This is a genomic window from Amycolatopsis sp. NPDC003731 (assembly GCF_053586895.1).
In genome coordinates this window covers 1-13,055 of the sequence record NZ_JBSFNC010000083.1, presented here as the reverse complement: position 1 = coordinate 13,055, position 13,055 = coordinate 1, and the positions used below count along the sequence as shown (strand labels likewise).

General features: G+C 72.9%; 11 protein-coding genes. 4 read left to right on the top strand and 7 right to left on the bottom strand.

The window, feature by feature from the left end; genetic code table 11:
* Positions 1-17 precede the first annotated feature (17 nt).
* Positions 18-1,472, bottom strand: a complete 1,455-nt coding sequence (locus ACWDN5_RS29060; protein WP_449678515.1) for an aldehyde dehydrogenase — start codon at positions 1,470-1,472, stop codon at positions 18-20.
* Between the two features lie 82 nt (positions 1,473-1,554).
* Between ACWDN5_RS29060 and ACWDN5_RS29055 the strand changes: the two genes are divergently transcribed.
* Complete coding sequence (locus ACWDN5_RS29055; RefSeq protein WP_310975936.1) at positions 1,555-2,112, top strand: TetR/AcrR family transcriptional regulator; 558 nt, start codon at positions 1,555-1,557, stop codon at positions 2,110-2,112.
* Positions 2,113-2,142: 30 nt separating this feature from the next.
* Here ACWDN5_RS29055 and ACWDN5_RS29050 read toward each other — a convergent pair whose 3' ends face one another.
* The 4 genes from ACWDN5_RS29050 to ACWDN5_RS29035 form a co-directional block, all read right to left on the bottom strand.
* Entirely contained in the window at positions 2,143-3,729 is a 1,587-nt protein-coding gene (locus ACWDN5_RS29050) for a glycoside hydrolase family 15 protein (protein ID WP_449678514.1), read from the bottom strand.
* A gap of 85 nt (positions 3,730-3,814) precedes the next feature.
* Positions 3,815-4,534: a hypothetical protein gene (locus ACWDN5_RS29045; protein WP_310967668.1), complete on the bottom strand. Its 720-nt coding sequence runs from the start codon at positions 4,532-4,534 to the stop codon at positions 3,815-3,817.
* Complete coding sequence (gene eccE, locus ACWDN5_RS29040; protein ID WP_310967666.1) at positions 4,531-5,712, bottom strand: type VII secretion protein EccE; 1,182 nt, start codon at positions 5,710-5,712, stop codon at positions 4,531-4,533. The genes ACWDN5_RS29045 and eccE overlap by 4 nt, the downstream gene beginning before the upstream one ends.
* A complete protein-coding gene (locus ACWDN5_RS29035; protein ID WP_449678513.1) occupies positions 5,646-6,227 on the bottom strand; it encodes a hypothetical protein in 582 nt (193 codons plus the stop codon). Before ACWDN5_RS29035 ends, eccE begins: the two co-directional genes overlap by 67 nt.
* 253 nt (positions 6,228-6,480) lie before the next feature.
* Here ACWDN5_RS29035 and eccB point away from each other — a divergent pair, with 253 nt between their 5' ends.
* The 3 genes from eccB (at position 6,481) to ACWDN5_RS29020 (ending at position 9,621) form a co-directional block, all read left to right on the top strand.
* Positions 6,481-8,115, top strand: coding sequence for a type VII secretion protein EccB (eccB, locus tag ACWDN5_RS29030; protein WP_449678512.1), 1,635 nt, complete (start codon positions 6,481-6,483; stop codon positions 8,113-8,115).
* A 64-nt stretch (positions 8,116-8,179) separates the two neighbouring features.
* Entirely contained in the window at positions 8,180-8,497 is a 318-nt protein-coding gene (locus tag ACWDN5_RS29025; protein WP_310967661.1) for a hypothetical protein, read from the top strand.
* Positions 8,494-9,621, top strand: coding sequence for a WXG100 family type VII secretion target (locus ACWDN5_RS29020; protein ID WP_310967660.1), 1,128 nt, complete (start codon positions 8,494-8,496; stop codon positions 9,619-9,621). Before ACWDN5_RS29025 ends, ACWDN5_RS29020 begins: the two co-directional genes overlap by 4 nt.
* A 184-nt stretch (positions 9,622-9,805) precedes the next feature.
* Here the strand turns inward: ACWDN5_RS29020 and mycP are convergent, their stop codons facing one another.
* Entirely contained in the window at positions 9,806-11,383 is a 1,578-nt protein-coding gene (gene mycP / locus ACWDN5_RS29015) for a type VII secretion-associated serine protease mycosin (RefSeq protein ID WP_449678511.1), read from the bottom strand.
* 20 nt (positions 11,384-11,403) lie between these two features.
* Positions 11,404-12,768 (bottom strand): type VII secretion integral membrane protein EccD, encoded by a 1,365-nt coding sequence (gene eccD, locus ACWDN5_RS29010; protein WP_310967657.1) that lies wholly within the window; start codon positions 12,766-12,768, stop codon positions 11,404-11,406.
* Positions 12,769-13,055: the final 287 nt, after the last annotated feature.

The window sequence follows — 13,055 nt, the reverse complement described above, 5'->3', positions numbered from 1 at the left end:
GACGGGGGTGTCGAGCGTCATTTCGCGGCCGGAACGGTGATCGTCTTGTATTCGGTGTAGGTGCCGAGCCCGACGGCGCCGTACTCGCGGCCGAGGCCGCTGGCCTTGAACCCGCCGAACGGGCCGTCGAAGCCGATCGGCGCGCCGTTGATCGTGACCGTGCCGGTCCGCACCCGGCGGGCGACGGCGAGCGCGTGGGCCGGGTCCGCCGACCACACCCCGCCGGACAGGCCGTACTCGGAGTCGTTGGCGATGCGGACGGCGTCGTCCTCGTCGTCGTAGGCGATCACGACCAGGACCGGGCCGAAGATCTCCTCCTGCGCGATGCGCATCGAGTTGTCGACGTCGGCGAACAGCGTCGGCGTGACGTAGTTGCCCGTTTCCAGCCCGGCCGGGACGTCCGGGCCGCCGGTGACCAGCCGCGCGCCCTCGGAGACGCCGAGGCGGATGTACTCCAGGACCCGCTGCTGCTGGTCACGGCGGATCATCGGGCCGATGAACGTCCCGTCGTCGGCCGGGTCGCCGACACCGAGCGACTCGACCAGCTCCTTGAGCCCGGCGACGACCTCCTCGTAGCGACTGCGCGGCGCGAGAATGCGCGTCTGCGCAATGCACGATTCGGCGTTGTTGAGCAGGGATCCGAACTTGACGCCCTGGATCGCCGCGCCGAGGTCGGCGTCGGGCAGGATGATCATGGCCGACTTGCCGCCCAGCTCGAGGCTGACCCGCTTGAGCTGCTCCCCGGCCAGCGACGCGATGCGGCGCCCGGCGCGGGTGGACCCGGTGAAGGCGATCTTGTCGACGTCCGGGTGCTTCACCAGGTATTCGCTGGTCTCGCGGTCGGCGGGCAGGACGCTGATGACGCCCTCGGGCAGGCCGGCCTCGGCGAGCAGTTCCGCGAGCAGGTTCATGCTGAGCGTGTTCTCCGGCGAGACCTTCAGCACCACGGTGTTGCCGGCGAGCAGCGCGGGGATGATCTTGGCGGACGCCGAGGAGAACGGCGAGTTCCACGGGATGATCGCGGCGACCACGCCGATCGCTTCCCGGCGCACGACCGACCGGAACGGCGCGGCGGGATCCGACGGCTCCAGGGTCTCTTCCCAGCCGAACTCCTCGGCCGCCTTCAGGTAGGCGTTGGCCTGCCGGGTCAGGCCGGGCTGGCCGGCCTTGGTGAACCAGAGCGCCGAGCCGTTCTCCGCGGAGATGAGCGCCGCGATCTCGTCGGCGCGCTTTTCGCGCAGGGCGGCCAGCTTGCGGACGACGGCGATCCGCTCCGCGGGCGAGGTGCGCGGCCACGGGCCCTCGTCGAAGGCCTTCCGGGCGGCCGCGACGGCGCGGTCGACGTCCGCGGGCAGTGCCTGCGCGGCGCGGCCGAGGACGGAGTTGTCGTGCGGCGAACGGATGTCCAGCAGCTCGGTGCTGCTCGGGGCGGTCCACGTGCCGCCGATGAAGAGGTCCTGGTAGGTGACCACTGCTGCTCCCTAAGTCGATCTGTCACATCACTGTAGCACTTAAATGCCTCGCCAGTGTGACAGTTAATGCTAGGGTGGGAGAGTGAGAGCAGACGCCGCGCGAAATCTCGAACTGCTGCTGACCACGGGCGCCCGCATGCTCGCCGAAGACCCGGCCACGAGCATCGCGGCGATCGCGGCGGAGGCCGGCGTCGACCGCCGGACCGTCTACCGCCGGTTCACGAGCCGGGAGGAGCTCCTGTCCGCGGTCTACCAGGCCCGCCTGGACGCGATCGAAGCGGCGATCGAGGCGGCCCGGTTCTGGGAGGCGCCGGTGCCGGAGGCGATGGACCGGTACGTTCTGGGGGTCGTCAAGGTCAACCGCACCTGGCCGACCGAGGTGAGCCGGATGCGCTCGGACCCGGAGATCTGGGCCCGCCGCATGCGCGCGGTCGAAGAGGTCGATCGGTTCCTGAAGCGGGCCGCCGACGAGGGCTACCTGCAGCCGGGGCTGCCGGACCGCTGGCCCGGCAGCGTCCTGGGAGCACTGGTGGGTCTGTCCACAAAGGACAAACTGCCCCTGAATGACGCTCAGGCCGCGATCGTCATCGTCGGCACGTTCCTGCGGGCGTTCGGCACCGGCCGGTCGTGGCGGAGCTAGACTCCAGCCGCCGCGGGAGTCGGACACGAGCTAGGAGAGCTGGTCCTCGCCCGGAGCGTTCGTGCCGGTCTGCGACCCCGAGAGCTGCCGGGCCGTGTTGACCAGCCCGACCATGCTGAACGCCTGCGGCGTGTTGCCCACCTGGCGTCCCAGCTCGGTGTCGTACTCCTCCGACAGCAGCCCGACGTCGTTGCGCAGTCCCAAAAGCTGCTCGAACAGCGAGCGGGCCTCGTCGGGGCGGCCGGTCGCGTGGAGCGCGTCGGCGAGCCAGAAGCTGCAGGCCAGGAAGCTGCCTTCGCCGCCGGGCAGTCCGTTCACCCCGCCGTCCGCGTCGGCGTCGTAGCGGCGGACGAACCCGTCGTGGGCGAGCTCGGCCCGGATCGCGTCCACCGTCCCGCGGACCCGCGGGTCCTCCGCCGGCAGGAAGCCGACGCGCGGGATGAGCAGCAGCGCCGCGTCCAGCCCGCGCGAGCCGTAGAACTGGGTGAACGTGTTGCGGCCGGCGTCGTACCCGTGCGCGCAGACGTCCTGGTGGATCTTCTCCCGCAGCGCCCGCCAGTTCTCGACCGGGCCGTCGAGACCGTGCGCCCGCACCGTGTGCACCGCGCGGTCGACGCCGGCCCAGGCCAGCACCTTGGAGTGGACGAAGTGCCGCCGGTCGCCGCGGACCTCCCAGAGGCTGTTGTCCGGCTGGTCCCAGTGCCCTTCGAGGAAGTCGAGCAGGCCGCGCTGCAGGTCCCAGGCCGGGTGGAACGTCGGGAGCCCGGCTTCGCGGACCAGGTGCAGCCCGTCGAGGACCTCGCCCCAGACGTCGAGCTGGAACTGGTCCGCCGCGGCGTTGCCGACCCGGACCGGCGCCGAGCCTTCGTAGCCGGCCAGCCAGTCCAAAGTGGACTCCGGGAGCCGGCGGGTGCCGTCGAGGCCGTACATGATCTGCAGGTCGGCCGGGTCGCCGGCGACCGCGCGGACGAGCCATTCCCGCCAGGCGCGAGCCTCGTCGTGGTAGCCGGTGCCGATCAGGGCCTGCAGGGTGAACGTCGAATCGCGCAGCCAGCAGTAGCGGTAGTCCCAGTTGCGCGGCCCGCCGAGCTGTTCCGGCAGTGACGTCGTCGCGGCGGCGAGGATGCCGCCGGTCGGGGCGTAGGTGAGGGCCTTGAGGGTGATCAGCGCGCGCCGGACCGCGTCCGGCCACTGTCCCCGGTACCGGCAGCGGCCGATCCAGTCCGCCCAAAAGCGTTCCGTGTCGGCGAGCGCGGCCTCGGCGTCGGCGAGCCGCGGCCGCGGCCGGTAGGAGGCGTTGTGGGTGAGGACGAACGGGACGCGCTCCCCGGCGGTGACGGTGAACTCGGCGTGCGTGGCCCTGTCCTCGCCGTGCAGCGGCACCGGCGTGCGCACCCGGATCGCGTCCGGGCCGGCGACCGCGACGAACCCGCCCTCCTCCTGACGGACCCACGGGGTGACGGAACCGTAGTCGAGCCGCAGCCGCAGCAGCATGCGCATCGGCACCCGGCCGGACACGCCTTCGACGATCCGGACGACGTCGGCGGCTTCCCCGCGCGGCGGCATGAAGTCCAGGACGCGGACGGTGCCGTCGGGGGTGTCCCACTCGGTCGACATGATCAGCGAGTCGCCGCGGTACGAGCGCCGGGTCGCGGGCCCGCCGCTCGCCGGGGCGAGCCGCCAGTCATTCGCGACGGGCAGTTCAGTCGCCGCGGCGGACCGGGCCGAGGAGCTGCTGCTCCTTGCCCGTCGTCACCAGCCGCAGCGGCCGCCAGAGGTTGCGGCCCAGGGCCACCACCTGGTCGTCCTGCAACGTCGTCAGCTGGCGCATCATCTGGGGCGGCAGGCGCCAGATGCGGGCCGCCAGCTCGGCCTGGCCGGCCGGGAGGCGCTGCATCAGCACCAGGTCCGCCGCGTTGGCCGTCGCGCCCGCCTGCGGGTGCAGGTACGGGAGCACGTAGACCGTCGTCTGCCAGGGCGAGCGGGGCGGGAACAGGTCCTGCGGTGTCGGGCCGCCGTCGGTCACCACCAGCAGCGGGGCGTCCTCCGACGGCCGCGGCAGCTCGACCGGGGACAGCCGGCGGATCTGCACCAGCGGTGACGGCCGGCCGTCGCGGCTGCCCGCCGCGCGGGACAGGACCTGCCACTCGGTCGGGCGGCCGGTCGCGACCACCACCCACGCCCCGACCGCCATCGCCCGCATCGCCACCTGCCGGGCCAGGTACAGCCCGCCCACCAGCACGATCCGGGTGGGGGTCGAGCGCAGCGCCGAGATGGTCAGCGGCTCGCCCTTGAGACCCGAGCCGAGGACGATGCCGCCGCGGTCGCCCGAGGGGCTGATCGCGTCGAGCAGCGCGGGGTCCACCGTGAACTCCGGTGCCACGCCGCCGTTCTGCCCGGCGTCACGGACGCGCGAACTCATGCTGTGCCTCCGATCGGCAACGTCGCGGCGAGCGCGGACACCTGCAGCCCGCGCAGCGGCGTCAGGTCCACCCCGAGCCGTTCGGACAGGCTCTGCAGCCGCTGGTCGGCGGCGTCGAGCTCACGCGGGTTCCGCGCGCTGAGCCGGACCACGCCGCGCAGGCCGATCTTGCCCTCGTCGGACGCCGGGGAGATCGACATCGCCAGCGTCGCCGACAGCGCGCGGACGCTCGTCAGCGCGTTGAGGCTGCTGGTGACCTTGCCCTTCGGCCAGCCGGTGATGGCGTAGCTCGCGTGCCCGATGCCGGCCGCGGTCACGCCGGACCAGCGTTCCTGCAGCGTCACCTTCGTGGGTGAACCGGCGACGGAAGTGAGCTCCGCGGCCGAGATGCTCGCCCGCAGCAGCTCGTCCGGGTCGAGCGGCCGCGTCGGCACGCCCTGGGACTCCAGCGCGTTGCGCACCCGCGAGAGCGCGCCGATCAGCGCGCGGTGGGCGCCGACGACGCCGCCGCCGCGTTCCCGGATCGCCGCCGGGCACCGCCGCGGGTCGAGCCGGATCGCCACCCACGTCGTCCGCCGGGCCGCCGCGGGCAGCGGGCCCAGCACCTCCATGTAGGAGCTCAGCGCGGGCGAGTCCGACGGCAGCGCGGCGCTGCCCGGGTAGCAGTGCCAGATCATCTGGATCGAGTCGAGGACCACCCCGCGGTCCTCGAGGCAGGGCGCCAGCGCCGACAGCGGCAGGCTCGGCGCGCCGTCGGCCTGGGTGATCAGCGCCGGGGCCGGCTCGACGAGCAGCACCGCCGTCCACGTGCCGTCGTTCCAGGCGAGCCCGACCTGCTGGCGTTCGTGGTCGACGCCGTGCGCGACGACGAGGTCCGGCACGGCGATGCGCAGCAGGTTCACCCGGGCGTCGTCGGGGCCGGTGACCGTGGTCTCCTCGGCGGTCATGGCTTCGACGGTGCTCGGCGGCAGCGGCTCGGCGACCCGGTCGTGCGAGCGGAAGGTGTAGCGCAGCGTCAGGCCCACCCACTGGGTGAACCAGCGGCCGCGCCAGCGCAGCAGCGCGACGACGAGGGCGAAGCCGACGATGCCGACGCCGACCCACTTCAGCTTCATGTCGATGGCGAGCAGCACCAGGCCGATCGCGAGGCCGACTTCGAGCACGACGAGGTTGGCCACGGGCAGCGGGCCGAGGGTGACGCCGGCGGACCGTCGCCGCGCCGGCGGGGCCACCCGGGCCGGGCCGGGCGGGGGAGTGGCGGGACCGCTGTCGTCGGGCCCCTGCGGGCCGCCGGGGCCACCCGGGCCACCGCCGCCGGGACCGCCGGGACCGCCACCACCGGGACCACCAGGACCACCGCCGCTGGGGCCACCAGGGCCGCCGGGACCACCAGGGCCGCCGGGACCACCGCCACCGGGGCCGCCGGGGCCACCAGGACCGCCGCCACCCGGGCCGCTACCGCCGGGACCGCCGCCGCCAGGCCCACCGGGCCCACTCGGGCCGCCAGGCCCACCGGGCCCACTCGGGCCGCCGGGGCCGCCGGGGCCGCCCGGACGTCCGCCGGGGCCACCCGGGCCGGGACCGGGGCCGCCGGGACCGCGCGGAGGCAGTCCGGGTACGCCGCCGGGTCCACCGGGCCCGCCAGGCACTCCGCCGGGTCCGCCGGGAACGCCACCGGGTCCACCGGGACCACCCGGTCTGCCCGGCCGCGGCGGCGGGCCCGGCGGACGGCCACCGGGCGGCGGGGGCCCGGGCGGGCCAGGCGGACGTGGAGGAGTGGTGACGGACATCCGCGCTTTCTCTTCCCCTCGTGCTTGCTGCGTACCCGGAAGCCGGGTCCCGGGGTGCCCGACACTAGCTTGAGTTGGTAGAAACCCCACACCAGACGGTCCCCGTACGGCTATCCTGCGGAACCGTACCGCGACGGGGAGAGCTGTAGGTCGAGAATGCCATCAACACCCACGACTAAGTCTCAGGTCCAGGCGTATCAGTTCGTCCTGCGGCGGATGCAGTCGGCGCTGGTCCGGCGGGACGCCGTGATGCTGCACGACCCGATGCGCACCCACACGCGGGCCACGATCGTGGGGGTGGTGCTGGGCGCGCTCGGCATGATCGTCTTCGTCGTCTGGGGCCTGCTCAGCCCGGCGCCGTCGGTGCCCGAGGCCGGGAACATCGTGATCGGCGAGCAGTCCGGCACGGTCTACGTCGTGACGGGCAACCCGAAGAAGCTGATCCCGACGTTCAACCTCGCGTCGGCCCGGCTTCTCCTGCTGGCCCAGCAGAAGTCACCCGGCGCGGGAGCCGGCGGCGCGACCGCGGCACCCGCCCCGGCTCCGGCGAGCCCGGCGAGTGTGAAGAATCCCACGGTCGTTTCCGACGAGCAGCTGAAGGACATTCCGCGCGACAAACTGACCGGAATTCCGGACGGTCCGCAGCTGATCCCGACGGATTCCCAGCGAATTCCCGCGAATTGGGCCGTGTGCGACCAGGTTCAGCTCGACACGTCGCTGCCGAACCCCGACACGGGCCGCACCAACACCTACGTTTTCGGCGGGATCGCGCCGAGCGGCCTCGGCACCGAGCTGGGCGAGAACGAAGCGCTGCTGGCGAAGGCCGACAACGGGAAGACCTACCTCGTCTACCGGCTGCCGAGCTCCCGGAACCGGCCGAACGCGAACACCGTGCGCGCCGAGATCGACGTCGACAACCCGAACGACGCCGTCCGGACGGCGCTGCAGCTGCCGCCGTCGCCGCGGAAGATCACGCAGGGCCTGCTCAACGCGATCCCCGAGGTCGCGAAGCTGTCGCCGCCGAAGATCCCGAGCGGCCAGGCCCCGGCGGACTTCGACGGCCTCACCTCGGGCGACGTCTTCGCCACGCAGCAGGCCGGCCAGCGCGAGCTGAACTACTGGGCGATCACGCCGACCGGCATCCAGCGGGTCTCCAACGCCGTCGCCGACATCATCCGCGTCGCGAAGAACGGCAGCTCCAGCAGCATCCAGACGCTGGGCCTGGACAAGCTCGCCGGGGTGAAGACCCTGCAGCCGAACGACCCGGACTACATCCCGGTCGACGACTTCCCGCGCTCGGTGCCGACGATCCTCGACGCGACGAAGAACTCCTCGGTCGCGTGCCTCGGCTGGTCGCTGGTCGGCTCCGGCCCGGACCAGGACGGCCACACCTCGGTGTACGTCGACACGCAGCTGCCCGGCCAGAAGAGCACCGGCGAGAAGTTCACCCCGATGGCCGTGACGACGCCGGGCCCGAACCGGGTGCCGCTCAACGGTTTCTACCTCAAGCCCGGGTTCGCCGCGGTCGTCCAGTCCGCCACCGGCAAGGCCAGCTTCGGCAAGGGCGCGATCCAGCTGATCTCCGACCGGGGCGTCCGCTACAGCGTCCCGGACGCGCAGACCGCGGACGCGATCGGCCTGAACAACCGGCAGCCCGCGCCCGAGTCGATCATCGGGCTGCTGCCGACCGGGGCGTCGCTGAACACCCAAGACGTGCTGCGGCAGTTCGACGCGGTGCCGATCGACCCGAACGCCGGCGCGTTCCCGACGACCCAGCAGCCGGCCAACTGAGCGGAACCGCCGGGCCGCGGCGGACGTCCCACGCTCGAAGGTCCTTTTCGCGAGCGGAGGTGCCGTGGCCGGCTTGAAGATGGACGGCGTCGTCGTCGCCGGGTACGCCGAGACGGCCGAGGCCGCCGCGGACGACCTGGACGCGGCGGCTGCCGAGGTCGGCGGCGACGTCACCGGGGAGTCCTTCGGGACGCTGGGGGCGCAGATCGGCGTCGGGGAGTCGTACGGCCGCGCGGCCGGGGCGTTGCGGCGCCAGCTGGCCGACGGCGCCGAGGCGCTGCGCTCGGCCGCGGAGGCGCTGCGGCAGGTGACGGTCCGCCACGGCGGCCAGGACGCCGAAGCCGCGGAGCTGATCAAGCGGGCCGGAAGGCTCGACGGATGACGTTCGCCGAGCCGGAGGCTTCCACGGACTCCATCCCGCACCCGCTCGCGAAGCGGGCCGCCGCCCCGGTGGTCACCGCGCCCGCGGTCGCGTTCGCCCCGGACGCGGACGGCGCGGGGATCGCCGCCACCGCCGAGCCCTACCTGGCCTACCTCACCGAGGTGTCCGGCCGGCTCGGGCTGATCGACCCGGTCGAGACGTACTTCCGCCCGCTGCTCGGCCGCTGGGGCGACCTCGGTGCCGAAGCCGGCCGGTTGCGCTCGGCCGCCGCGGCGGCGGCCGAGGTGTCCGCCCGGCTCGACGACCACCTGGGCCGGCTCGACGCCGGCTGGGCGGGCCGCGACGCCGACGCGTTCGTCGGGTACATCCGGGAGATCGGTGCCGCGGGCGGTGACCTCCGCGAGGCGCTCACGACGCTCGCGGACGCCCTCGACGACCTGGTGACCACCCTGCGCCACCTGGTCGTCGACCTCGCCGACGTCCTGGTCGGTGCCGCAGACCTGATCTCCGAGACGATGATGCTGCCGAGCGGCGGCACCAAGCGCGCGCGGGCGCAGCTGGGGGAGACGCAGGACGCGGCGAAGGCGTTGTACGAGACGGCGCGAGACGTCTTGGAGGCGTTCGACCGGCTGTGCAACGGCGTCGACGACCCCGACGCGGCCACACGCAGCATCGAGATCGCGCACCGGTACCCGGAGGAGCGCTTCCACCTGCACGAGCCGGAATCCGGCACCCCTGCCCCGGCTTCCGCCGGGCCGGGCTCCGACCCCAGCTCCGACTCCAGTTCCGACGCGGTCATGACACCGTCGTCGGCGAGCGGGGACCCGGCGGAGCCCAAGCACACGGGCGCCGGCACGCCGGACGCGGCTCAGCCTGTGGAGCCGGCACCCCAGCCGGCCCCGGACAGCGCCGCGAGCCACAGCGCGTCCGGGATGCCGATGATGCCGATGATGGGCTTCGGCGCGTTCGGCGGAGGCGGTGGCGGCGGCCGCCGCCAGTCGAAGACCCGCCCGACGACGAAGCCGTCGGAATTGCTGGGCGAGCCCGATCTGGTGGCCCCGCCGGTGATCGGCGAGGACGAAAACCCCCAGCCGAAGAAGCCCCCGGCCCCACCCGCGAAGTGACGGAACCGGCAGCACCCGTGATCAGAGGGTCGACACGCGTGATTGAAGGGTCGACACGGGTGATCAGCGGGTCGACACGCGTGATCAGAGGGTCGACACGGCGAGGTTTGGCGTGTCGACCCTTCAATCACGTGTGATGCCTCCCCCATCACGCGTGATGACCCTTCAATCACGGGTGGGCGGGCTATTCGGGGCGGTTGCGGCGGATCGTGCGCATCACGAACAGGGTGATCAGCAACGCCACCAGGCCGCCGCCCGTTCCGGCCAGCGCCACGATCACCGGGGTCGGGCTGCGGTCGTTGGCCGGCGGGAGCTGGGCCAGTTGCGGGCCCGGGATCGGCGCCGGGTTCCCCACTTCCGACGGCAGGCTCTGGGTCAGCGCCGCCACCGGGTCGATGACGCCGTAGCCGACGAAGTTGTCGCGGCCGCCCGGTGCCGCCGGGTGCTGGGCGGTCTCCTTGATCCGGTTGATGATGCCCTTCGCGTCCAGCTGCGGGTACTTGGCCTTGACCAGGGCCGCGAGCCCCGCGACGTACGGCGCCGCGAAGCTCGTTCCCTGGATCGGGCTGGCCTTGTCGCCGTTCTCGAACGTGAGGTTCGCCAAGCCGTCGGAGCCTTCGGCGGGGTCGAGCGACATGATTTGCGTCCCCGGCGCCGCGACGCCGACCCACGGGCCGTGCACGCTGAACGGGGCCACGCTGCCGGTCTCGTCGATCGCCCCGACGGACAGCACGTCGTCGGCGAACCACGGCGGTGTCACGATCGTCTTCGGCTTCCGCGCGTCCGGCTGGTCGTTCTGCGGGCAGGTGTCCGTCGCGTTGCCCGCGGCGGCGATGATCACGACACCCCGCTGCGCGGCGAAGCGGGCGGCGGCCTGGACCTGCTGCTCGCCTTCGGTGATCGAGCCGGTGGCCGGGCGGCAGTTGTCGACCGACATGTTGATGATGTCGGCTTCGTTGCGCTCGGCGATGCCGCGGATGATCTCGGCCAGCGTCTTCAACGTCCCCGCGGTGCCGGCCTTTTCCAGCTGGCGCCCGCCGTTGGTCTGCCCCGGAGACGTCCGGTCGCCTTCACCGCCGCCTCCCCCGCCGCCCGGCGGCGGGCTGGTGCTGGACGACGGCGGAGGCGTGCCCCCGCTGCTGCTCGCCGACGGCGTCGGGGTCGAGGTGTCGGGCTCGTAGTTCTCGCTCAGCTGGCGGTAGGACACGATCGTGGCGTCCGGGGCGACGCCGATGAACCCGACCTCCGGGTTGTCGGGCTTGCCCGCGATGATGCCGGCGACTTCGGTGCCGTGGCCGTCGCAGTCTTCGAGGCCTTCGGGCTTCCCGTCCGGCTTCGCGACGTAGTCGCCGCCGGACTTGACCCGGTTCTGGAACCACGGGTGCTGGGTCACGCCGGTGTCGACGACCGCCACCCGCACGTTGCCCCCGGCGCTGCCGGTGGCCGCTTTGACGATCTCCTGCGCCTTGCCGATCTGCAGGTAGTCCTGGCCCCACGGCCGGTTCTTCAGCACGATGTCCCGGCCGAGCGTGCTGCGCTGGACGCAGGCCTTCGACTTCTTGTACTTCTTGTCCGGCTGCCGGGAATCCGGGATCAGCTTGCTGTCGTCGACCGGGGGCGGCGTCGCGAAGTAGCCGTCGGCCGGGGCGGCCTGGGCGTGCGCCGGGACCGCGCCCGCGACCGTGGCCAGGACGCCGATCGTGCCGGCGAGCAGGGCCGTCGTGGTGCGCCGGGCCGAGCCCAGGGGGCGTCCTGCTGACATCCGAGATTCACCCGACCCGGTCACTTGAAGTTCAGGTGCCGCAGGGTGGTGTAGAGGTCCATCACACCGAGGGCGAGGGGTAGCACGGAGGCGATGCAGATCGCCTCGATGATCTCCACCGTGCGCCGCAGCGGCGGCGAGAACCGCTGGTTCGGGAAGATCACGCCGACGACGAGCGCGCCCGCGGCGAGCAGGATCAGCAGGCCGAAGACGTACAGCAGGCGATTCTGGGCGCTCGCCGAGACCAGCCAGCCGACGGCGATCCCGGTGGCCGAGACCAGGCCCGTGGTGAGCAGGGCGATCGCCTGGCTGCCGTTGGCGTACGCGCGGGCGCGCAGCAGCAGCACGAGCGTCGCGACGACGCCGAGGATGATCCCGAACGCGCCGGGCGCGCTCGCCGCGATGATCGCCGAGACGGCCACCGTGGCACCGCAGCCGACCATCAGGCCGGTCATGTAGTTGTGCGCGATCGCCGTGCGGCGCTCGATCGCCCGGTAGTCGGGGAAGCCGGAGTCTTCCTTCAGCTCTTCGGCGTTGCTCGGGACGTGCGGCAGCGGCAGCTTCGCGAGCCAGATGGTGGCGCGCGGGAGGATCGAGATGCAGGCGAGGGCGACCGCGACGGTGCCGGCCGCGATCCCGGGCGCCGGGTGCGCGACGAGCGTGCCGAACAGGAAGGCCAGCGCGCCGAAGGTGCCCGCGGTGGCCGCGGCGATGAACGTCGTGATGCCGGCGCCGATGACCATGATGCAGACCGAGGCGACGATGATCACCAGCACCGCGCCGAGCAGCAGGTTCGCCCGCAGCGACAGCCCGGGCACGATGTAGAAGCCGCTGACGAAGGCCAGCGGCAGCCCGCCCGCCGCGGCGATCAGCACGCCGGTCGGTTCGGCCTGGTAGCCCTTGGCGAGCGTGGCCCCGATCGCGACGCAGGCGATCGCGCCGATGCCGCCGGCGATGGCCGCACCCAGCGCGCTGCCGCCGTAGAAGGAGCCGCTCATGAACAGCGCGACGGCGGCGGCGAACAGCGCCAGCCCGCCCGCGACGTGCCCGAACCGGTTCGCGGTTTCCTTGGTCCAGGGGCGGAAGCTGTCGGGGGAGGACTCGGCGATGGCGTCGACGACGTCGTCGTACAGCGGCGGCGGCGGGTTTTCGTTGCGCTTGCGCAGCTGGAGCAGCTCACCGTCGACGACGCCGAGCGAAGCCAGCGTGCGGCTCGGGTCGAGGGGGGCGTCCCCGAGCTTCGCCAGCGCCCAGCCGCCGTGGCGGGCCCCGCCGTCGGGCGCGGTCTCCTTGGCCATGTCCAGCAGCATCGGCAGCAGATCGGCCACCGCGACGTCGGCGGGCAGCGCGACGTCGATCCGGGTGGACGGTGCGACGACCGTCACCCTGCTGAAAACTGTCGTGCCCGTAGCCACTGCACTGCCCCCGCTCTGATGAGACGTCTCCCGGGGGAACTTATACCGAAGCCGCCCGCGGGCATCATCGAACGTCCGAAATTCACCGGCAACCGCAGGCCACGGCAACGTCCCCGCGCGGTGGGCCCCCCAGCTCCGTGCCGCCGTCGGATGTCGCGAATGCCACGACACTGCCCGTGAACAGGGCGTCCATCGTGAAGTCGCCGCCGAAGCTGTTCCGCTCGACGTCGACCACGTGCCGGAACGGGTTGATCCGC